Origin of the sequence: Streptomyces qinglanensis (assembly GCF_900111245.1) — a bacterium.
GTDB lineage: Bacteria > Actinomycetota > Actinomycetes > Streptomycetales > Streptomycetaceae > Streptomyces > Streptomyces qinglanensis.
On sequence record NZ_FOGO01000008.1, the window covers coordinates 324,996 to 344,631 of the forward strand.

Sequence of the window (19,636 nt, forward strand, 5' to 3'; positions counted from 1 at the left end):
GTGTGGGGGACGCTGCCGCGGGGGCCGGGGGCATCAGGACGCGCCGCCGTTCCCGGGGTACCGGCTCTGGTGCGGGATGTGGGTGCCGTAGCCGCCCTCGTCCCACGTGCCGTTGTCGTGGGTGCCGGGGGTCTCGGGCGGGCCCGGGTATGCGGGGGCTGCCGGGTCGGCCCCGTGGCCGGGCGCGCCGCTGTAGCCGTCGGTGCCGTAGCCCGCGGCGCCGTAGTCCGCGGTGCCGTAGTCCGCGGTGCCGTAGCCGTCGGTGCCGTAGTCCTCGGTGCCGGGGGGCGCCGGGTGTGCCTCGGGGCCGTGGCCGCCCTGCTCGTGGCCGCCCTGCTCGTAGCCGCCCTGCTGGTAGCCGCCCGCCCAGGCATCCTGCTCGTAGGTGCCGGGCTGCTGCCCGTACCCGGCGGCGTCGTAGCCGCCCTGCGGGTCGGGGCCGGGGGCGTGCGGCTGCCCGCCGGTGGCCGGGTGCGCCTCGGGGGCCGGATGCGCCTCCGTAGCCTCGTGTTCGGCCTGGGCCGCGCGCTGCTCCACGACGGTGCGGACGGCGTCCACCACGCCCCGGTACCCCGAGCAGCGGCACAGATTGCCGCTGATCGCCTTGCGGGTCTCCAGGTCGGTGGGCGCGTGGTTGCCCTCCAGCAGGTCGTGCACCGTCATCGCGAGTCCGGGTACGCAGAACCCGCACTGCACGGAGCCGCTCTCGGCGAGCGCGCACTGCACGTCCGACGGAGCGCCGTCGACCGACAGCCCCTCGACGGTGCGGACCTCGCTCCCGGCGGCGGTGGCGGCGGGCACCAGGCAGGCGGCCACCAGCCGCCCGTCCACCTGCACCGAGCAGGCTCCGCACTCCCCTTGCGAGCAGCCGTCCTTGGCTCCGGCGAGGCCCAGCCGCTCGCGCAGCACGTACAGCAGCGACTCGCCGATCCAGGCGCTGGCGACGGGGCGGTCGACCCCGTTGACCCGCAGCTCGTACGAGACGTGCGGGTGCTCGTCCTCGGTCTCGACGGTCTCGGGGACCGGCGCCGCTTCCTCCCCGGCCACGGGGGCGGTGCCGTCCCCGGGCGCCTGCGGAGTGCTGTCCCCTGGCGCCGCCTGGGTGCTGGCCCCGGGCGGGTGGACCGGTTCCGGGCCGCTGTCGGACGCGGCGCCTGCGGAGCCGTCTGCCGGGTCGGTGCCCGAGGGCTCCGCGGCCGCGGCGGAGTCCCCGGCGTCCGCCGGATCGGCGTCGGCCGGTTGCGGGGCGGCGGTCCGCTGCGCGGGCACCGGTGCCGGGGCGGCCTCGGCCAGCGAGGTCACCTCGGCGTCCGCGTGGTGCTCCGGCGCGGCGGGCGGTGCGGGCGGTTCGGCGGCGACGATCCCGGGGTCGGCGGCAGGCTGTCCGACCGTGCCGGGCTGCGCCTCGGGCTGCTGCGGGTGCTCCGGCGGGGCGGGTGCCGCGGCGTCCGGGTCGCCGGGGTGCCGCGGCTCCGCGACGGGCGTCCCGGCGGCCCCGTCCGCGGTGGGGGTGCTGGGGAACCGGTAGGCGGGCGCGGAAGCGTCCGGCGCACCCGGGAAGGGGCGGTCGGCGCCGCCCGGTTCGGGCGCGGGGGGCGGCCCGGGGACGTCCGGGTGCGGCGCGTGCCCGGGGGCGGGCGCCGCCGAGTCCCAGCGCGGGGCCGAGGCCGGCGAGGAGGGCGTCCAGGCGGGAGCGGGTGCCTCCGGAGCCGCGGACGCGGAGGCCGCGGGAGCGTGCGGGCCGGGCGCGGACGCACCGGGGTCCGGGGAACCGGGCGCGGTCGGCGCCGGGTTGCCGTCCGGCGCCGCGGCGGGTGTCACGCCCGGGCCCAGGGGGCGGCGGCCGGTACGGGCCTCGTGCGAGCCCGCGAGCGCGGCGGCCGCGCCCTGGCCGAGCCCCGCCGAGCCGTCGGCCGCGGGCGGGTGCGGCACGTCCTGCGGGTAGGGGCCGGGCCCGCCGGCCGGGCCGGGCCCGGGTGCGGGGGCGTACTGCGCGGGCTGCTGGCCGTCGACGCCGCCGGGTCCCTGCGGTCCCGGTCCTGCGGTGCCCGGCTCACCGCTCCCGGGCGCGAACGGCAGCACCCAGTGGTCCCCGGCGGCCGGATCGGCGCCGGGGTCCGGGGCTCCGCCGTCCGCGGGGTGGTACGAGGGGTCGATGGGCGGCGGGGTGTAGCCGCCCTGCCCGGTGCCGGGTGCGGCCAGCGGCGCACCCTCCGCGAGTTCGCCGAAGCCGCCGCTGGGAAGCTGCACGAACGCGGTGGCGTCCGCGTCGTACTCGCCGCCGCCCCAGTTCCTGGGCACGTGCTGCCCGTCTTCCGCCTGCTGGGCGTAGGGGTCGGGTGCGGCGCCCTGCGCGGCCCAGGGATCGCCGCCGTACTGTGCGGCGCCGCCCGCGCCGTTGCCGTACTCGTCCGTGTCCGTGTGCGCGTTCACATGTCCGTGCGGCTCCGCACCCGCGTGCGGTCCCGCGCCCCCGTTCCGGTGTCCGTTCCCGTTGCCGTGTGGTGCCTGTGGTGTGCCGCTCATGCGAGAGCCCTCCCGAGTCCCCGCCGGGCCAGTGTCGCCACGGTACGCCGCAAGTGCAGCGCCGCGGGCGGAAGCTGGGGGGGCGGCCCCGGGTTCTCCTCGGGGCCCGCCGGAAGCGGGTCGGGGATGCAGGCCATCGCGACGTACTCGCCGAAGGCGGTCAGCGCCTCGGGGGCCAGCGAGCGGTCGCCGTCCCAGTCGATGAGGGTCGCGATCCACTGCTCGGCCTCCAGCGGCCGCAGCGGCATCGGTGCGACGGCACCCACGGCGCACCGCACGCCGCGCCGCATCGGGTCGAGGACGACGGCGACGGAGGCCAGCGCGCGGCTCGGTCCGGTGCGGCTGGTGGCCTTGAGGAAGGTCTGCGGGGCGTGCAGCAGCGGCACCTTCACATAGCCGACGATCTCGCTGGGCCGGAGGATGTCCATTCCGGCGAGCAGATGGCTGACCGGCAGCTCGCGGTGTGCGCCGTCCGGGCCCGCGATGGAGAGGGTGGCCTCCAGCGCGGCCAGCACGGGCAGCGCGTCCCCGGTGGGCGAGGCGCTGACGATGTTGCCGCCGAGCGTCCCCGCGTTCCGGATCTGCGGGGGTCCGGCGGCCCGGGCCGCGGCGGCGAGCGCGGGGATGAGCGCGGCGAAGTCGGGGCGTCCCATGCGCGCGTGGGTGAGTCCGGCACCGAGCACGGCGTGGCCGTCCTGGTAGGACCAGCCGCGGATCTCGCTGATCCGGCCGAGGCCGACCAGTGCGGCGGGGCGGAGGTGGCCGGAGTTGACGTCGGCCATCAGGTCGGTGCCCCCGGCGACCGGTACGGCGGCGGGTACCGCGGAGAGCGCCGAGACGGCCTCCTCCAGGGTGGCGGGCAGCATGACAGCAGGGGGCACAGCCTGCGCGGCTCGTTCGCCGTCTGGTGCATGCCGTACGTGCGTGCTCAACCTGCTGCCCCTTCCCCGACATACCGGGCTCCCGGCTGCACTGCCGTACGGTACGTGCTCACAGCCCGGACGAGGCAACTCTGGCACATCTCGGCCCGCGCCTGACACGAGGGCCGGGGATGGGCCCTTTCGCACCGTTTGCCCCGTGCTGCCGGTGAAAAGTCGGGGAATGGCCGGGGAAAGGGGGGCTCCGGGGGGCCTGTTCACTCCAGGGGACGCCCCGGAATCCCCGGCCGCCGCTGCCAGGGCCGGGGCCCGGCGGCGGGCCGGTAGGCGACCCCGCAGGCGTCGAGGCGGGCGAGGTGCGCGTCCGCCAGGCGCGCCGCGAAGTCCTCGTAGGGGTGGCCCGGTCCCGACCAGGCGAGCTCGGCGAGGGCGGCGAGCCGCGGGAACATCTGGTAGTCCAGCCGCTGGGTGCTCTCGGCGCACTCGGTCCACATGTTGGCCTGTACTCCCAGCACCCGCTCCGCATGCCCCTCCCGCTCCAGTTCGGGGGGCACCGGCTGCACCTCGTACACGTCGCGCAGCGTGGACACGTACCCCAGCGGCACCGGCTCGTCCTCCCCCGGCGCCTGCCTCCGGTCGAGGTACAGCTCGCGCTCGGGGCACATCACCACATCGTGGCCGGCGCGCGCCGCGGCCACGCCCCCCTCGTACCCCCGCCAGGAGGAGACGACCGCTCCCGGGGTGAGCCCGTCCTGCAGCGTGCCGCCCTGGAGGATCTCGTCCCAACCGGTCATCCGGCGGCCGCGTTCGGCGAGCCAGCGGTCGAAGTGCCGCACCATCCACGCCTGCAGGGCGTCCTCGTCGCGCAGCCCCTCGCGGGCGATGCGCTCCTGCGCGACGGCCGAATCCCGCCACTGGTCCTTGGGCGTCTCGTCCCCGCCGATGTGCACGAACGGGGACGGGAAGACCTCCAGCACCTCCTCCAGCACCTGTTCGTAGAAGCGCAGCACCTCGTCCGTGGGAGCCAGCAGGTGCGGGCTGACGCCCCAGTCGGTCCACACCTGCGCGCCGCCGTCGGCCGAGCCGAGTTCCGGGTATGCCGCGATGGCGGCCTGCGAATGTCCGGGCAGTTCGATCTCGGGCACGACGGTGATGTGCCGCTCCGCCGCGTACGCGACGATCTCGCGCAGGTCGTCCTGGGTGTAGTGGCCGCCGTGCGGGCGTTCGTCCCACAGCGGGGAGGCGCGGTGACCGACGCGGGTGCGGGAGCGCCAGCCGCCGACCTCGGTCAGCCGGGGGTGGCGGCGGATCTCCATCCGCCAGCCCTGGTCGTCGGTCAGGTGGAGGTGCAGGACGTTCAGTTTGTGCAGGGCGAGCAGGTCGAGGGTGCGCAGTACGCCGTCCTTGGGCAGGAAGTGCCGGGCCGTGTCGAGCAGCAGCCCGCGCCAGCCGAACCGCGGCGCGTCCTCGGCCGCGCCGGCCGGCACCTCCCAGGAACCGGCGGTCGCGGCCCGGCGGAACGCCGCGGGCGGCAGCAGTTGGCGCAGGGTCTGCACCCCGCGGAACACCCCGGCGGCGTCCCCGCCCGCCACGAGCACCCGGTCGGCGGTGACGTGCAGCCGGTAGGACTCGGGGGCGCGCCCGGGATCGATGCGCAACTCGACAGTGTTCTCTGGGTGCTCTGGGTGCTCTGGGTGCTCTGGGTGCCCGGGGTGCTCCGGGTTCCCGGGGGCCTCCGGCGTTCCGGGCCCCTCGCGCCAGGGGAGAGCGGCGAGGCCGCGCAGCCATCGGGCGGCGCCCCGCGCCCCGGGGTCGGCGACAAGCGCGGTGCCGCTCCCCCACACGAAGGGCGGGCCGCCGTCCTGCCGCACCTCGCGCGCCCGCGGGACGAGCCCCGTCCAGCCTGTGGCCGACATGTTCGGTCCTCCCTATTTCACAGCCCCGCCGAGCCCGGAGACCAGGCGGCGGTGCACGCAGACGAAAAAGACGAGCACGGGCACGGTCATCACCGTGGAGGCGGCCATCACCCCGCCCCAGTCGGGGGTTTCGGTGTCGAAGAAGACGAGCAGCGCCATCGGCAGGGTGGAGTTCTCCGTCGCGCTGATGATGAACGACTTGGCGAAGAGGAAGTCGTTCCAGGTGGAGATGAAGGAGAAGACGCTCGTGGCGACCAGTCCGGGCAGGACGAGCGGGAAGAGTATCTGCCACAGAAAGCGCGTCCGGCTGGCTCCGTCGATGAACGCCTGCTCCTCCAGGGCCTCGGGGACGGCCTTCACGAATCCGCGCAGCATCCAGATGGCGAACGGCAGCGAGAAGGCCAGGTGCGGGAGGACGAGGGAGAGGAGGGTGTTGAGCGCTCCGATGTCCCGCATGAGGAAGAACAGCGGAATCGTCAGCGCTTCGACCGGCACCATCTGCGCGGTGAGGATGAGGATGAGCAGCGTGGTGCGGAGCCGGAACCGGAAGCGGGCGACGGCGGTGGCGGCGAGGAAGGCGAGCAGGGCCGAGGCGACCACCACCGTGCCCGCCACCAGCAGGCTGTTGAGGAAATAGCGACCGAAATCCTCCTGTGCGAAGACCCGGCGGAACGCGTCGAGGGATGGCGAGAGGGTCCAGGGAACGGGCCGGTCGGAGCGGATCTCCCCGGCCGGTTTGAACGCGGAGAGCACCATCCAGTACAGCGGGAAAGCGACCGCGGCGGCGATGAGCACGGCGGCGCCGTCGGCCACGGAACGCCACGGCCGCCGCACCCGGGGGCGTGCTCCCGGTCTCGTGCTCATATCTCCTCCCCGTTCCTGCGGAGCAACTTCAGATAGACCAGCGTGACCGCGAGCAGAATCAGCAGCATGACGACGCCGATTGCCGAGCCGAGGCTGTACTCGGCCGAGGCGAAAGCCTTTTGGTAGGCATAGACGTTCAGCACCAGGTTCTGCCCGGCGATACCGCCTCCGTCGGTCATCACATAGATCTGGGTGAAGACCTTGAAGTCCCAGATGACCGACTGGATGGTCACCACAATCAGTACCGGGCGCAGCATCGGCGCCAGCACGCTGCGCCAGGTCCGCCACACCCCGGCGCCGTCCAGTGCGGCGGCCTCCAGCACCTCTCCGGGCACGGCCCGGATGCCCGCGTACGTCACCACCATCACCAGCGGGAACGAGCACCACACGACCTCCAGGAGGACGAGCGTGAACGCGCTGTACCGCCCGTACGTCCAGGAGTGGTCGCCCAGTCCGAGCATCCGGTTGACGGGGCCGAAGTCGGGGTCGAAGAGGAACACCCACACGGTGGAACCGGTGATCGCGGGGGTGGCCCAGGCGCCGAGGGCCGCGAGCATCAGCAGCAGCCGGGGCAGCGCCCGGATCCGGGTGAGCAGCACGGCCAACCCGCAGCCGACCGCCACGGTGCCCAGCACGCAGCAGCCCGCGAACACCACCGTGGCCAGCAGCACGTCCCAGAACTGCGCGTCGCCCAGCAGTTCGGCGTAGTTCGCCAGCCCCTGGAAGCTGGTCGGCTCCCCGCCGCTGACCTGCGCCTGGGTGTACTCCAGTACGGAGATCAGCCCGAGCTGGTAGACGGGGTAGACGAGCAGCCCGGCCAGCACCACGAGCGCGGGCGCGAGATAGAGCCAGGGCGTCCAGCCGGGGTGCCGCAGCGGCCGGACGCGGGCGGGCGCGCGATCCCGGGCAGGAGCGCGATCCCGGGCGGGCGCGCGTTCCCGGGCGGAGGTGGGTGCGCCGTTCCGGGCGGGGGCGCGGGCGGACGTGCGGTGCCGGACGCTCACCGGTGGAACGCCTCGTCCATCTTCCCGGCCGCGTCGGCCGCGGCGGCGGCGACGTCCTGTTTGCCGCTGACGATCCGCTGGAACATCCCGGGCAGGATCTGCGAGGCGTCGATCCTGCCCCACGCCGGGCTGACGGGCACGAACTCGGTACCGGCCTCCAGGGTCGCCACGAACGGCCCGACGAACGGCTCCCGCGCCGCGACCTTCTTGCGGGTGTCGGCGAAGGTCGGCAGGAAGCCCATGGCGTCGAACAGCCGCTCCTGGGTGCGCTTGCCCGCCAGTTGCTCCGTCAGGTCGACGGCGAGGCTGCGGTGCCGGGTGCTCTTGAGGACGCCGAGGTTGTTGCCGCCGGCGAAGGCGGGCGCGACGCTGCCCTTCTCGGTGCCGGGCAGCGGGACGACGGCGTACTTCCCCGCGGCCGCGCCGTCCTCCATGGCCTGCCGGTTGAAGTCGCCGCCGATGGCCATGGCGGCCTTGCCGCCCGCGAACGCCTCCACCGTGTCGTTGCCGCCCATGGCGGCGCACTTGGCCGCGGGGCAGTTCCCGTCGCCGAAGAGGGCGGCGTAGGCGGCGATGCCCTTGCGCGCCTCGGGGCTGTCGACGGCCGCCCGGAACTCCCCCTCGCCGTCCTTCTTCGCCAGCGCGCCGCCGTGCGCCCAGATGAAGGGCATGGCACCGTAGGTGTAGGCGCCGCCGACGGCGATGCCGTACATGTCCTCGCGCTCCGCGTGGATCTTCTTCGCCGTGCGGGTCAGTTCGTCCAGCGTGCGGGGCGGCTTCAGGCCCAGGTCCTCGAAGACGTCGGTGCGGTAGTAGAGGGCGCGGACCCCGACGAAGAGCGGCGCGCCGTACTGCTTGCCCTCCACGGTGACGGACTTCTCGGCGGTCGGATCGAGGTCGTCGGCGGCGTCCCACTCCGCGAACTCGGCACTGATGTCGGCCAGTCCGCCGTCGGCGACGTATCCGGCGGTGTCGGTGTTGCCGTACTCGATGACGTCCGGCGCCGAGTCGGGGTCGTTGAAGGCGCCTTTGATCTTCTCCGCCCGGCTGTCGACGGGGATGTACTGCACCGCGACCCGCACGCCCTCGTGCTGCTTCTCGAACCGGTCGACCACCTTCCGGACGACCTTCTCCTTGGGCTTGTTGCCGACTTCGCGGAAGAGCCAGACGCGGACCGTCCCGCTCTTCTCGTCCCCGCCGCCCTCGCCGCCGGAGGTGCCGGGTGCGCATCCGGCGACCGCCGCGGCCGCCATCCCGAGTGCCATGAGTGGGGCGAGAAGGCGTCGCCCGTTCCTGTGCTGTCTGCCCTTGACGACCGTCACGACGAGACCCCCAAGCATGCCGAGTTGCAACATGTGCAACGTGCGTTTCGCTCTGCACAACTGCGCGAGAGGCTACGGGCGGGCATACGCGGGGGGCAATAGGTCCGGACCGGCAACGGCGGGAATGCCAGGGCGAAGTGGAGGCGGAGCGGCAGGCGGAGAACCGGAGACGGGAAGGCACCCGCGGCCGGGAGGTGACCGGATCGTTCCGCCACCGGCCCCGATCGTGCCTGTCAGCGGCGTCCCGACGCCGCCCAGACTGTCGGCATGAACAGAGCGCTGCTTGTCATCGACGTCCAGGAGTCCTTCCGGGCCCGCACCGCCATCTGGACCACCCTCGCCGATCCGGACATCACCGAGCCGGTGAACAGGCTCGTCCGGCTCGCCCGCGCCGCCGGGGACCAGGTGATCTGGGTACTGCACACCGAACCCGGCAGCGGCAACGTCTTCGACCCGGAGCAGGGCCATGTGCGGCTGATGTCCGAACTCGACCAGCCGTCCGCCGGCGAACCCGTACTGCACAAGACCGCGCACAACGCGTTCACCACCACACCGCTGCAGCAGGTGCTGACCAGCTCGGGCGTCACCGAGCTCGTCGTCTGCGGCATCCGCACCGAACAGTGCGTCGAGACCACCACCCGGGTCGCGAGCGACCTCGGCTACCGGGTCTCCTTCGCCGTGGACGCCACCACCACCAACCCCGTGGGCGGCCTGAGCGCCGAGGCCGTCGTCGAACGGACGGTGGCGGTACTGCGCGACCGCTTCGCGCGGATCACCACCGTCGCCGAACTGGAGGCCGAGCGGGAGACCGGCCTCGCGGCCGGAACGGATGCAGGACCGGATGCCGGACCGGATGAAGGACCGGATGAAGGGCCGGGCACCGGAGCGGCGGCCGGTCCGGTGGAGGGGGACCCCGCACACCTGGCAGCATCCTCCGCGTGACCCGCGTCGTCCTCCTCCTCGCTCCGGGCGTCCACCTGCTCGACCTCGCCGGCCCCGCCCAGGTCTTCAGCACCGCGGCGGGGCTCGGCCGGCCCTACCGGCTCGACTACGTCGGCGAACGGGAGCTGATCCACAGCGCGCAGGGCCTGCCGCTGGGTGCCGAGACCGCATGGCCCCCGGACCTGGGCCGGGACGACCTGCTCGTGGTGCCGGGCTGGCACTCCGCGCGCCGCGGCCCGCCTCCCTTCGGCGACGGGACGCTCGCCCGCATCGCCGCGCACCACGCAGGCGGCGGCACCGTGGCGAGCGTCTGCTCCGGGGCGCAGGCGCTGGGCGAGGCGGGGCTGCTGGACGGCCGCCGCTGCACCACGCACCACGAACTCCAGGACGAACTCGCCCGCCGCTTCCCCCACACCACGGTGGTCCGCGACGTCCTGTTCACCACGGACGACCGGGTCGTCACCTCGGCCGGGATCGCCAGCGGCATCGATCTGTCCCTGCACCTGCTGTCCGTACGGCACGGCCCCGCGCTCGCCGCGCAGGTGGCGCGGAGCATGGTTGTCTACGCCCGCCGCAACGGCGACGAGCCGCAGGCCAGCGCCGTCCTGCGGTACCGCTCGCACCTCGACGACACCGTGCACCGCGTTCAGGACCTCATCGACACCCGGTTCGCCGAACCCCTCACCCTGGACCGGCTGGCCGCCGACGCGGGGGTCAGCGCCCGCACCCTGACCCGCCTGTTCACCCGCGCCACCGGCGGCCTGACCCCGCTGCGCTACCAGCAGACCCTGCGCCTCGAACGCGCCGAGCACCTCCTCGCCCACGGAGCCACCACCGACACCGCCGCGCACGAGGTCGGCTTCACCGACCCGCGCATGCTCCGCCGCCTCCGCGCCCGGAACGCCCCGGCCTGACCGTACCGGGAGCCCGGGAGCCCGGGAGCCCGGGCGGCCGGCCGCGACAGCCGACGCCGACGCACCGGGAACGTCCTCGTGGTGCGGCGGCCGAAGCGCGAAGGGCCCGCGCAGACCGCTATCCTGAAGATCCGACCGCATGGCAGCCTGATGACCTGGCGACCTGGCGATCAGACCGAGCCGACGCACCCGACGGCCCGACGGATCCGCCGACCGGGGGCACCCGGTGCACACCGTCGGTCGGACGAGCGCAGCAGCAGCGTCCCTCCCGACCCACCAGCCCCCCGGAGGTCACCGCCCCATGGCCCAGCGGCCCCCGCGACTCCCCGCCGCACCGCCCAATCCATACGGGGCCCATCCCGGGGCCGGTTGGGCACCGCCCCGCTCGGCGGGCGCAGGCAGGGGAAGGATCACGCGGGGACGGGTGATCGCGGCAGCGGTGGGAAGCCTGCTGGCCTTCGTCTACGTGGTGATACCGGTCGTCCGCTTGCTGTTCTGAGCCCCGTCGGGAGCACGACCACGGCGGATCGGCGGGTACGGAATACCAAGCCGTCGAGATGCCAAGCCGTCGAGTCGGGAGGGCCGTGTCCTCACCGGCTGAAAGGCACCGAGATGAGTCAGTACTTCGACATCGGCGACGAGACGCTGTGGAATCCGTCCAATGGGGTCTCTCGCATGTTCCAGCGCCAGGTAGCGGTCTTCGAAGCGGAACTGGAACTCCCGTCGGGCATCGGGCCGATGGTGAACGACGAGTGTCAGATCAGCCCCGACACCTTCGAGACCTTCGTCAACGCCCTCCTGGCACAGCATCGCAAGACGAGCCATTCGATCTGGCTCGCGCTCTGCGAAGGCTTCACTGCCGCAGTGCTCGTTCTGGCGGAACGAGCCGCGATCAAGGTGGACTGGGCGCGGCACGGAGCCGCCCCGGAAGCCCCCTTCGAAGACGTGCAGGTCTCCACCGTGACGGGGATGTCCGCCCCCGGGGAAGGCACAGCCTGGGCCGCGGGCCTCCGCGGGAAGGCACAGGAGCTGGGACGGCGCATGCCCCGCTGACAGAGCATCCGGCTGCGCCGCATCGCTCACGGTCCCGCACCGCAGTCCGCTACAAGAAGCGATGTCCTACCAGCGGAGACTACCGTCACACGCACGTCCCGCGCCCTGGGCGCATGCGCTCCCGCACGCAGCGCTACCCTGATCATCTGACCGTGTGTTGACTCGATGGTCACTTTCGGTCGTTCTCGGTCCGAGTGAGCGCACAGCCCCTCGTTCAGCGAGTCGCCGGAGGTCACACACCCATGCCGCAGCGGTCCGCCCGTGCCCCTGCCGCCGCCCCATCCGCATGGTGCGTATCCGGAGGCCAGGCGGGCGCCACCATCCTTGGAAGGCAGGGAAGGGGGGTCACCGTCTGTGGAGGAGTCCGCTGGTCCGCCTACGTGGTGATGCCGGCCGTTCGACCACCCCCGCTGAGCCGTCGGGCAGGGTGGGACGGCGAACAGGACGCGGGCGACGGCGACAACTGAGTGCGAGGGCGACAGATGTGGAAGCGGGGGGCGGCCGAGGAGGCCGCGGGAGCAGCGGGAGCGAGCGCGGCAGCAGCGGCGGGAGCGGGCTCGGCGGCGCCCGCGTGGCCGGAGGCTCCCAGCGTGGTGGAGCAGCGGTTGTACGAGGCCAAGTGCCGGCACGACTGGGCGGGCTATCTGGATGTGCTGGCGGGCCAGTACCTCTACCGGCTCGCTTCCCGGCCGTGGCTGGACGCCAACCCCGGGCACCTCCCGGCCCGGATGCAACCGGTCTGGCGCGCGGAGGTGCAGAGCTGGTGTGCGGCCGTGTACACGGAGGCCATGCTCCCGGCGCCGGTCGAGGACCCGGTCTTCATCTCCGAGACCCTCGGCGACTACGCCCGCGACTGGTCGGCTCAGGACCCGCAGTGGCTGGCCGTCAATCCCGGCTCGCCCTGCGAGGCGTACTTCCCGGCCAGCCGGTCGTTGTGCGCACTGTGGAAGCAGCACGCAGACCGGGTCGACCACGTCTGCGCACACGGGACGCTCCGCACGCTGTGGCTGGGCGGCCCGCGCTCCGGGCCCGTCGCCCGCGGACTCGCCTGCGGCGCCCTGCTGTCGGTGAACAACGGCGTCTACTGGAACTCGCTCGGCCACGGACACGGCTACACCGACGAGCGGCGGGCGCTCGACCGCTGGTGGGGCGTCACCACACGGGAGAAGTGGCAGCAGTACCAGGAGGAGCTGCTGACCAACGAGATGAGCAGCCCGGTGTGGGAGTTCACTCTCGGTCTACGGCACAGTCTGGCCCAGGACTTCGGCGGGCAGGTGGAGCCCGCGCACTGGCGGCAGGCGGCGGAACGGGTGCTGCGCAAGCGGATCGCCACAGCCACCATCGAGCTGACCCCGGACGGGGTGACCCGGACCGAGGGCCCCAGCGAGGAGGAGGTGGAGTGGCAGATCGACGGGGTGAAGCGGCTGATCGGCCGCATCACCCGGTACGAGTCCCGGTTCCGCGCCGACGGGCTGCTGCCCGAGGGGCGCTTCGTGCGCTCGGCCGCGGCCTGGGACTACGGCCGCGCCGCCAACATGGCCCGCTTCGGCCTGGCGTCCCGCTTCTGCACACTGCCGGAGGCCGAGGACGCCGTCCTGCGCGCCGGACGGGTCAGCGCGGTCGGCTACCGCTCCTGGGAGGACTTCTCCGCCGGGTACGTCCTCGGCCGCTGCCTGCACTTCGACGAGGAGGAGTTCGGGTCGTGGTACGAGGAGATGCTGACCGCCCACCGCGTCCTGACCACCGACCCCGAAAGCCCCTGGCTGACCCTCCCGTTCCGCGCGGGAGACGGCAACTAACCTGGCCCCGACCGGGGGCCGCTCCGCGCTCAGGCTGTTGATGTGGACATCTCGCGGGCGATCTGACAGATGCCGAGTGGGAACCCAGCGTCAGTTTCTTCCGGATCGGGGCTGTGATTCTGGCACGAAACCTCTCAAATATACTCACTCTGTGGCCCAACGCACTCATTTTAGGGGCCGCAGTGCACACGGGGGCAGGAGAACAGGAGGGGCCATGGCACACACGCATTCCAGCATCTATGACGTCATCGGAGCGCCACGCTCCTCACCGGACGACACCGGTCTTCAACTGGCCTCCTCCACGGGCGGCGGGGAAGATCCCTGGGGCGGCGAGGGCATCAAGTCCGACAAGAAGAGTTGGAACAACGCCTCGAGCGGCGTCTCATCCCTCAAGGAGAGCATCGGCAAGGCACGCTCCAAGATGCACCCGCCTGGCAAGGGTCTGGAGGCCGACGACTTCGAGTGCGGCTCCGTTCTCGGCGACCTGCACACCTCCTGGAAGGAGTACCTCGGAAAGGTCAGCGGGCGCTGCAACACGCTCGCCGATCGACTGACAAAGGCAGGCAGCGACCACTACAAGAACGACCAGGCGCGCAGGGACGCCTTCACGAAACTCAACGACAGATACAAGGACACCGAGGGGCGCGGACCGAAGGACCACAAAGGGAGCGAGCGGTGAAGTACCAGACGCTCGCCGCGCTCGAACCCGCCGATCTGGACAAGCTCGTCGACGGCTACCGCGCTGCATCCGACATGGGCAGCCACGCCAAGGACAAGCTCAACGACAAAGTAGCCTTCAAGATGAGGGAGTATCTCAGCGGCGCGGCGGCCCAGGCTGCCACCCGCCAGGTCGGCAAACTCTCGGGAAACTTCCACTACGCCCAGGCACAGTGCGGGCTGATCCGCACCAATATCCAGTTCCTCAAGGAAGCCCTGGAAGACGCCAGGAAGAAACTCAAGGACGCCCTGGCCAGTGCCGAGACCGAGGGAGTCAAGGTCAACCCGGACGGGTCGGTCACCTACCCGGCCGCCGGAGAGAAGGATGGCGACGGCAAGCGGCCCGAAGGAGGCACCGCCACCGGCAAGTCCGCGCATGGAGCCGGGCTCAGCGGCAGTGCCGATAAGCAGTTGGAGGCCCTGGACCGCCAGGCCAAGTACCACTCGGACAATCCCAAAGCCGTCAAGGCCCAGGAAATAGCCGATGACATCGCTGCCGCCGTACACGCCGCCACCAAAGCGGACCAGACTTACGCACCCGTCCTGCGCAGGCTCAAGGCCGACGATGATCTCAACGTCTCGAACACCGACTGGGCCGATACCAAGAAGGATACGGCCGCCTCCCGGAAAGCCGCCGACGAAATCGGCGCGGACCTGCCGTCCCCGCCGAAGGACGGCAGCCCGAAGGACAACAAGTCATGGTGGGACGGACTGAGCCAGGACGACAAGGACAGCTACATCGCGCTGCGGCCCAATGCCGTCGGCTCCCTGGACGGCCTCCCATCCGATGCCCGTGACGAAGCGAACCGTATGAAGCTCGCCGAGACAAAGGGCACCCTTGAAAACCAACTTTCCGCCATCCCGAAGGAACCCGAGAAACACACTCGCGTCGGTGACGTCTGGACCACAAGCGCTGACTGGCGGAAGTGGAACGAGAAGTACGGAGACCGCAAAAAGGCGCTCAACAACGAGCTCAAAGGGATAGACGCGATCCAGGCGCGCTTCGACAAGAGCGGCAAAAAGGGGCTCCCCCAAGCGTACCTACTGGGATTCGACGCCAAGGGCGAAGGCGACGGCAAAGTCATCCTCGCCAACGGCAACCCCGACGAGGCGAAGCACACCGTGGTACACGTACCCGGCACCACCACGAACATGGGAAACATCGGCGGCACGCTCAACAGCATGGACGCGCTCTGGGCAGCCAGTCACAAGGCAGAACCCAACCAGTCGGTGTCAACCATCACGTGGTTCGACTACGACCCACCCGACGATATTCCTCAATACGTGCCGAATACCGGCAACACCAGTAAATGGGCCGAAGACGGGGCACCAGCGCTCCAGAGATTCGTGCAAGGCGCCGAAACAGCCCAGGGCGGTGCCGACGCCAGTCACACCACCGTTTCCGGGCACTCCTACGGCAGCACCGTCGTCGGTCAGGCCACCAAGGAACACGGCGGCCTACCAGCCGATGACATCATGGTCCAGGGCAGCCCCGGTATGCAGGTCAAGGAGGCAAAAGAGCTGGGAGTCGGCCCCGAGCACGTCTGGTCCGTTGCCGCGCCTGCGGTGGACGACACCGCCGTCCGCGAGGGAGGCCGACTGATGGGCCTCGGTGACAGCGGCAAGATCCCCAATGATCCACCCTTCGGCGCGAACCGCATGGACCCCGGCGACCACGCCTCATCGCTGTTCGGCCACAGCAGCTACTGGGACCAGCAGGGCGGAGAGCCCTCCAAGAGCCTGAACAGCATGGCGAATGTAGCGGTCGGCCACTATGACAACGTCGATCTGCTGGTGCCGCGCTTCGGGGAGAACGAGTGACACGAACAACAGGAAGCCGAATCCGGCGAGAAGCTTTGTGGGCCTTGCCCATAGTGGGCCTCATAGCGTTGGCGACAGTCTGGGTGAGCATGGAGGAATCAGGGTCGGGCTCCGGTGCGGCAAGCATGAGCCGACAGCAGAACCGGGCGAAGGATGTCCTGGGCTACGAGCCCGAGGTACAGGCCGTGCCCAAGGCCGAGGGCGAGGTCAACGGGATCTCCAGCCGTGTGCTGGACTGGATGGGGGTGCGAGGACAGGTGACCGAGCCAAGCGCAGCTGCCCACGTCTGCCGGAAAGTTGACCCCGACTTCGAGACGTACTACGTGGTCAACCATCCCTGGAGTGTCTTCGAGCTGAAGAAGGGCACCTTCGACGAAGCGATGGACAACCTCCGCAGAACACTCCCGGACAAGGGTTGGAAAATCACCAAGGACGGCCCGATGGACACGAAGGCGGCCTCACCGGAAATCATCGCCGTACAGCCCGACTCGCATCATACGCTCACCGTCCAATGGCTCAACTCCGGCAAGTCGGGCCGCACGGAGCTGATCAGCGTCGATGTCGACTCCCGCTGCTTCCGGGTGCCAGAGGGAACCGAACTGAACCGGTCCTGAGTGGCGCTGGGCAGGTCCGGCTCCGTGGCCGCCCTGGACGGACAACTCCGACCGGCGGGACAGCCCGGTACTCCCGGAAGGACTTCGCGGCGCGGAAGAGGAGTGCCGCCGGGTCGCCAACCCGACAGGTCGACAACGTCGAAATCTTCGACACCCCGGCCAAATCCGTATGCTGAATCGCTCCGAGACCCAGCTCACCGCCCTGCGCCTTCTCTCCCTCGGCCTGGTGCGGCACGGCCCAGGCCGAAGGGCCGGCCGGAACGACCGTCGCTCCGCGGAACGGCATGACCCGGCCCGCGCCGCCATGCCGTTCCGCAGGGTCACCCGTCGGCGGCCGCTTCGGCATCGTCCGCGGCGAGCCGCGAGTGGCGGACGCCGTAGAGGAAGTACACCGCGAGTCCGACGGCCATCCATCCGCCGAAGACGGCCCAGGTGGCGGCCGGCAGGCTGGCCATCATCCAGACGCAGAAGCCGAAGCCGAGCAGGGGCGTGAGCGGGAACAGCGCCACCCGGAACGTGCGGTTCATCGTGGGCCGGGTGCGCCGCAGGACGATGACGGCCACATTGACCAGGGCGAAGGCGAAGAGCGTTCCGATGCTGGTGGCGTCGGCCAGCTCTCCGAGCGGGATCGTCGCAGCCAGGATTCCGCAGAAGGCCGACACGATGAGCGTGTTGGCGCGCGGCGTCCCGGTCCGCGCGTCCACCCTGGCGAACACCCGCGGCACCAGTCCGTCCCGGGACATGGCGAACAGGATGCGGGTCTGGCCGTAGAGGACGGCGAAGACGACGCTCGCGATGGCGACCACGGCACCGGCCGCCAGCACCACACTCCACAGGTCCGTACCGGTGACGTCCGCCATGATCCGCGCCAGGGCCGCATCGGTGTCGCCGAAGTCCTGCCAGGGCATTGCGCCGACGGCGACCAGCGCGACAACGCAGTACAGCACCGTGACGATCAGCAGCGACAGCATGATCGCCCGGGGCAGGTCCCGCTTCGGGTTCTTCGCCTCTTCACCCGCGGTGGAGGCGGCGTCGAAGCCGATGTACGAGAAGAACAGCGTCGCGGCGGCGGCGCTCACCCCCGTCACGCCGAGCGGGGCGAGCGGGGCGTAGTTTCCCGCCTGGATGCCGAAGAATCCGATACCGCAGAACAGCAGCAGAGTCACGATCTTGATGACGACCATGGTGGCGTTGATGCGCGCGCTCTCCTTTGCACCGCCCATGAGGAAGACCATGGCCAGCAGAATGACCACCAGCGCGGGCAGGTTCACGAAGCCGCCCTCACCGAGCGGTGCGGAGACCGCGTCGGGGATCGTCACCCCGAGGGTGCCGTCGAGGAGTTCGTCCAGGTACTGGCCCCAGCCGACCGCGACAGCCGCGACGGAGATGCCGTACTCCAGCACCAGGCACCAGCCGCACACCCAGGCGACGAGTTCGCCCATGGTCGCGTAGGCGTACGAGTACGAGGACCCGGAGACCGGGATGGAACCGGCCAACTCCGCATAGGACAGTGCGGAGAACAGCGCGGTCAGCCCCGCCAGCACGAACGAGATCGCGACAGCGGGACCGGCCAGCGGGGTTGCTTCGCCGAGCACGACGAAGATCCCGGTGCCGAGCGTCGCGCCGATGCTGATCATCGTCAACTGCCACATCGACAGGGACCGGCGCAGCGCGCCGCCCGCCCCTTGCCCGCCCTCGGCCATCAGCCGCTCGACCGGCTTGCGCCGCATCAACTGCCCCCCGCGACGGGGAGCAGGGGCCTGCGCCGGCCCGCCGGGGCCCGGAGGGCCGGAGTGCTCCACCGAAGGCGGCGCTGCGCTGTGGTCCGGCATGTCGGGCTCCTTGTCGCTGCGGGTCGGCGGGACCTGCGGCGGCCCGCGCACATGGCTGAGGCATGACGGGTCGCCCTGTGCGGAGGTGAACCCGTGCGCCATCGGGAGGAGAACTGCCGAACTGGCGGTCGCCGCCACTCCCGGCACGGGGAATGAGCCTACGAGGCCGCAGCTCACGGCAGGAATGCACACCTGTTGCGCATTGTCGGAAGATCATTGCGTCCTGCGGGTCCTGGGCGAGGAAACGTTGCGCGAGCATCCGCCCGTCCTGGCCTCGGACCGTGAACCGGCGTACGCCGGAGCTGCGCGCGCCCCGGCCCGTGCGGGACGATGACAGCATGCGAACCCGCCCCCTGCCGAGCGGGCCTCGGGTGCCGTCCGGCCACCCGTCTCGATCGGTACGCCCGGTACTCGTCTACGACGGGGACTGCGCCTTCTGCACCGCCGCGGTCCGCTTCGGCGAACGCCACGTGCGCCCCCGCTGTGCGAACGAACCGTGGCAGTCCGCCGACCTGGCCGCGCTCGGAATCACCCGCGAGCGCGCGGAACACGAGGTGCTGTGGGTGACGCCGACCGGCACGGTGTACGGCGGTGCGCAAGCCGTGGCGAAGGCGCTGCTCAGCGCGGACGGCGGCTGGACCGTCGCCGGTGCCGTACTGACCCTGCCGCCCTTCCGCTGGGTCGCCCACCTGGGCTACCGCCTCATCGCCGCCAACCGGCACCGCCTCCCGGGCGGCACGGCCGCGTGCGCCGTCACCCGGCCAGGTGACGAACCCGGCGACGCGGCTCGCTAGTTGATGGCTTGGATTTCCTGGACGGTGACGTCCTGCCGGCCGCCGAACTCGCCGTTCGGCAAGTCGTCGACACCAGCACCGCCGCTGCCCTCCCACGACGCCCTCCACGTCAGCGTCGAGCGCAGCGTATAGCTCCCCCCGCCCCGGGAGGCCCGCAGATACGTCACCCCGCACGGCGGCGCCTTCTTCCCGCTGCCCTTCACATACCGGGTGCCGATGCTGCCGTCGTCCTTGACGCCGCACTCACCCGACCCCGGATGCAGCCTCGCCTCCTCCGTCCCCGGATCCAGTTTCAGCGCCTCCGGCTCCACCGTCGTCCGCGCCCAGATCTCCCGGCCCGCACCCAGATCCACCGACGCCCGCACCGACAGCCTCTTGTAGCGGCCCTCATCCAGCCACACCCACGTCGGCAGATTCACCGTCTGCCGACCCGCAGGATTCATCTCCACCCGCGTATCCGGCACCCTGATCCGCGCATAGGCCAGCTTCGAGAGGATCTGCGGACTGATCGCGTTCTCCACATCCGGTACCTCCCCGTTCTCCACCCAGAACGGCAACTCGGTACACGACTGAGCCTTCGCCGCATCCTTCTCATCCGGATTCGGCACCGCCGCCCAGAACTGCCCCTCCCCCTGCTTGT

15 protein-coding genes and 1 pseudogene are annotated in these 19,636 nt (G+C 71.5%); 8 read left to right on the forward strand and 8 right to left on the reverse strand.

All coding sequences use genetic code 11. The features are described 5' to 3' along the window. Positions 1-33: 33 nt before the first annotated feature. From BMX65_RS33620 to BMX65_RS19215, 6 genes are all read right to left on the reverse strand, one after another. Positions 34-2,526 carry a (2Fe-2S)-binding protein gene (locus BMX65_RS33620; protein WP_079171976.1) on the reverse strand — a complete coding sequence of 831 codons (2,493 nt, stop codon included), beginning with the start codon at positions 2,524-2,526 and terminating at the stop codon, positions 34-36. Continuing rightward, the gene (locus BMX65_RS19195) at positions 2,523-3,392 is read right to left on the reverse strand and encodes an FAD binding domain-containing protein (RefSeq protein ID WP_239502267.1); all 870 of its coding nucleotides are present in this window, start codon (positions 3,390-3,392) and stop codon (positions 2,523-2,525) included. The genes BMX65_RS33620 and BMX65_RS19195 overlap by 4 nt, the downstream gene beginning before the upstream one ends. Before the next feature lie 269 nt (positions 3,393-3,661). Next, positions 3,662-5,320: a beta-N-acetylhexosaminidase gene (locus BMX65_RS19200; protein ID WP_075001546.1), complete on the reverse strand. Its 1,659-nt coding sequence runs from the start codon at positions 5,318-5,320 to the stop codon at positions 3,662-3,664. A 12-nt stretch (positions 5,321-5,332) separates the two neighbouring features. Next, entirely contained in the window at positions 5,333-6,184 is an 852-nt protein-coding gene (locus tag BMX65_RS19205) for a carbohydrate ABC transporter permease (protein WP_075001547.1), read from the reverse strand. Beyond that, positions 6,181-7,188, reverse strand: coding sequence for a carbohydrate ABC transporter permease (locus tag BMX65_RS19210; protein WP_075001548.1), 1,008 nt, complete (start codon positions 7,186-7,188; stop codon positions 6,181-6,183). Before BMX65_RS19210 ends, BMX65_RS19205 begins: the two co-directional genes overlap by 4 nt. Next, complete coding sequence (locus tag BMX65_RS19215; RefSeq protein WP_075001549.1) at positions 7,185-8,453, reverse strand: extracellular solute-binding protein; 1,269 nt, start codon at positions 8,451-8,453, stop codon at positions 7,185-7,187. Before BMX65_RS19215 ends, BMX65_RS19210 begins: the two co-directional genes overlap by 4 nt. Positions 8,454-8,777: 324 nt before the next feature. Here BMX65_RS19215 and BMX65_RS19220 point away from each other — a divergent pair. The 7 genes and pseudogenes from BMX65_RS19220 to BMX65_RS19250 form a co-directional block, all read left to right on the forward strand. After that, positions 8,778-9,335: pseudogene (locus BMX65_RS19220) on the forward strand (cysteine hydrolase family protein); the annotation flags it as partial. A gap of 113 nt (positions 9,336-9,448) precedes the next feature. Further along, positions 9,449-10,366 carry a GlxA family transcriptional regulator gene (locus BMX65_RS19225; protein ID WP_075001551.1) on the forward strand — a complete coding sequence of 306 codons (918 nt, stop codon included), beginning with the start codon at positions 9,449-9,451 and terminating at the stop codon, positions 10,364-10,366. A 612-nt stretch (positions 10,367-10,978) separates the two neighbouring features. After that, positions 10,979-11,419 (forward strand): DUF6086 family protein, encoded by a 441-nt coding sequence (locus BMX65_RS19230; RefSeq protein ID WP_075001552.1) that lies wholly within the window; start codon positions 10,979-10,981, stop codon positions 11,417-11,419. Between the two features lie 482 nt (positions 11,420-11,901). Further along, positions 11,902-13,218, forward strand: coding sequence for a DUF1266 domain-containing protein (locus BMX65_RS19235; protein WP_075001553.1), 1,317 nt, complete (start codon positions 11,902-11,904; stop codon positions 13,216-13,218). A 214-nt stretch (positions 13,219-13,432) separates the two neighbouring features. Then, on the forward strand, positions 13,433-13,897 hold the full coding sequence (locus tag BMX65_RS19240; protein WP_075001554.1) for a hypothetical protein: 465 nt from the start codon (positions 13,433-13,435) through the stop codon (positions 13,895-13,897). After that, the gene (locus tag BMX65_RS19245; protein ID WP_075001555.1) at positions 13,894-15,756 is read left to right on the forward strand and encodes an alpha/beta hydrolase; all 1,863 of its coding nucleotides are present in this window, start codon (positions 13,894-13,896) and stop codon (positions 15,754-15,756) included. Before BMX65_RS19240 ends, BMX65_RS19245 begins: the two co-directional genes overlap by 4 nt. Positions 15,757-15,845: 89 nt before the next feature. Next, positions 15,846-16,370 carry a hypothetical protein gene (locus tag BMX65_RS19250; RefSeq protein ID WP_107437520.1) on the forward strand — a complete coding sequence of 175 codons (525 nt, stop codon included), beginning with the start codon at positions 15,846-15,848 and terminating at the stop codon, positions 16,368-16,370. Between the two features lie 320 nt (positions 16,371-16,690). Here the strand turns inward: BMX65_RS19250 and BMX65_RS19255 are convergent, their stop codons facing one another. Continuing rightward, positions 16,691-18,202, reverse strand: a complete 1,512-nt coding sequence (locus BMX65_RS19255; RefSeq protein WP_075001557.1) for an amino acid permease — start codon at positions 18,200-18,202, stop codon at positions 16,691-16,693. 338 nt (positions 18,203-18,540) lie between these two features. Between BMX65_RS19255 and BMX65_RS19260 the strand changes: the two genes are divergently transcribed. Continuing rightward, on the forward strand, positions 18,541-18,996 hold the full coding sequence (locus BMX65_RS19260; RefSeq protein ID WP_079171982.1) for a thiol-disulfide oxidoreductase DCC family protein: 456 nt from the start codon (positions 18,541-18,543) through the stop codon (positions 18,994-18,996). On the opposite strand, the gene BMX65_RS19265 is transcribed toward BMX65_RS19260, so the two are convergent. Next, the coding region (locus BMX65_RS19265) for a hypothetical protein (protein WP_075001559.1) at positions 18,993-19,636 on the reverse strand (644 nt) is incomplete at its 5' end. The two genes, BMX65_RS19260 and BMX65_RS19265, sit on opposite strands and share 4 nt — an antisense overlap.

Excerpts from the sequence above, each read along its gene's own strand:
- BMX65_RS19215 (WP_075001549.1), bottom strand. The coding sequence starts at position 8,453 with ATGGCACTCGGGATGGCGGCCGCGGCGGTCGCCGGATGCGCACCCGGC.
- BMX65_RS19260 (WP_079171982.1), top strand. The coding sequence starts at position 18,541 with ATGCGAACCCGCCCCCTGCCGAGCGGGCCTCGGGTGCCGTCCGGCCAC.
- BMX65_RS19235 (WP_075001553.1), top strand. The coding sequence starts at position 11,902 with ATGTGGAAGCGGGGGGCGGCCGAGGAGGCCGCGGGAGCAGCGGGAGCG.
- BMX65_RS19230 (WP_075001552.1), top strand. The coding sequence starts at position 10,979 with ATGAGTCAGTACTTCGACATCGGCGACGAGACGCTGTGGAATCCGTCC.
- BMX65_RS19240 (WP_075001554.1), top strand. The coding sequence starts at position 13,433 with ATGGCACACACGCATTCCAGCATCTATGACGTCATCGGAGCGCCACGC.
- BMX65_RS19195 (WP_239502267.1), bottom strand. The coding sequence starts at position 3,392 with ATGCTGCCCGCCACCCTGGAGGAGGCCGTCTCGGCGCTCTCCGCGGTA.
- BMX65_RS33620 (WP_079171976.1), bottom strand. The coding sequence starts at position 2,526 with ATGAGCGGCACACCACAGGCACCACACGGCAACGGGAACGGACACCGG.
- BMX65_RS19200 (WP_075001546.1), bottom strand. The coding sequence starts at position 5,320 with ATGTCGGCCACAGGCTGGACGGGGCTCGTCCCGCGGGCGCGCGAGGTG.
- BMX65_RS19205 (WP_075001547.1), bottom strand. The coding sequence starts at position 6,184 with ATGAGCACGAGACCGGGAGCACGCCCCCGGGTGCGGCGGCCGTGGCGT.
- BMX65_RS19255 (WP_075001557.1), bottom strand. The coding sequence starts at position 18,202 with ATGCCGGACCACAGCGCAGCGCCGCCTTCGGTGGAGCACTCCGGCCCT.
- BMX65_RS19250 (WP_107437520.1), top strand. The coding sequence starts at position 15,846 with ATGGAGGAATCAGGGTCGGGCTCCGGTGCGGCAAGCATGAGCCGACAG.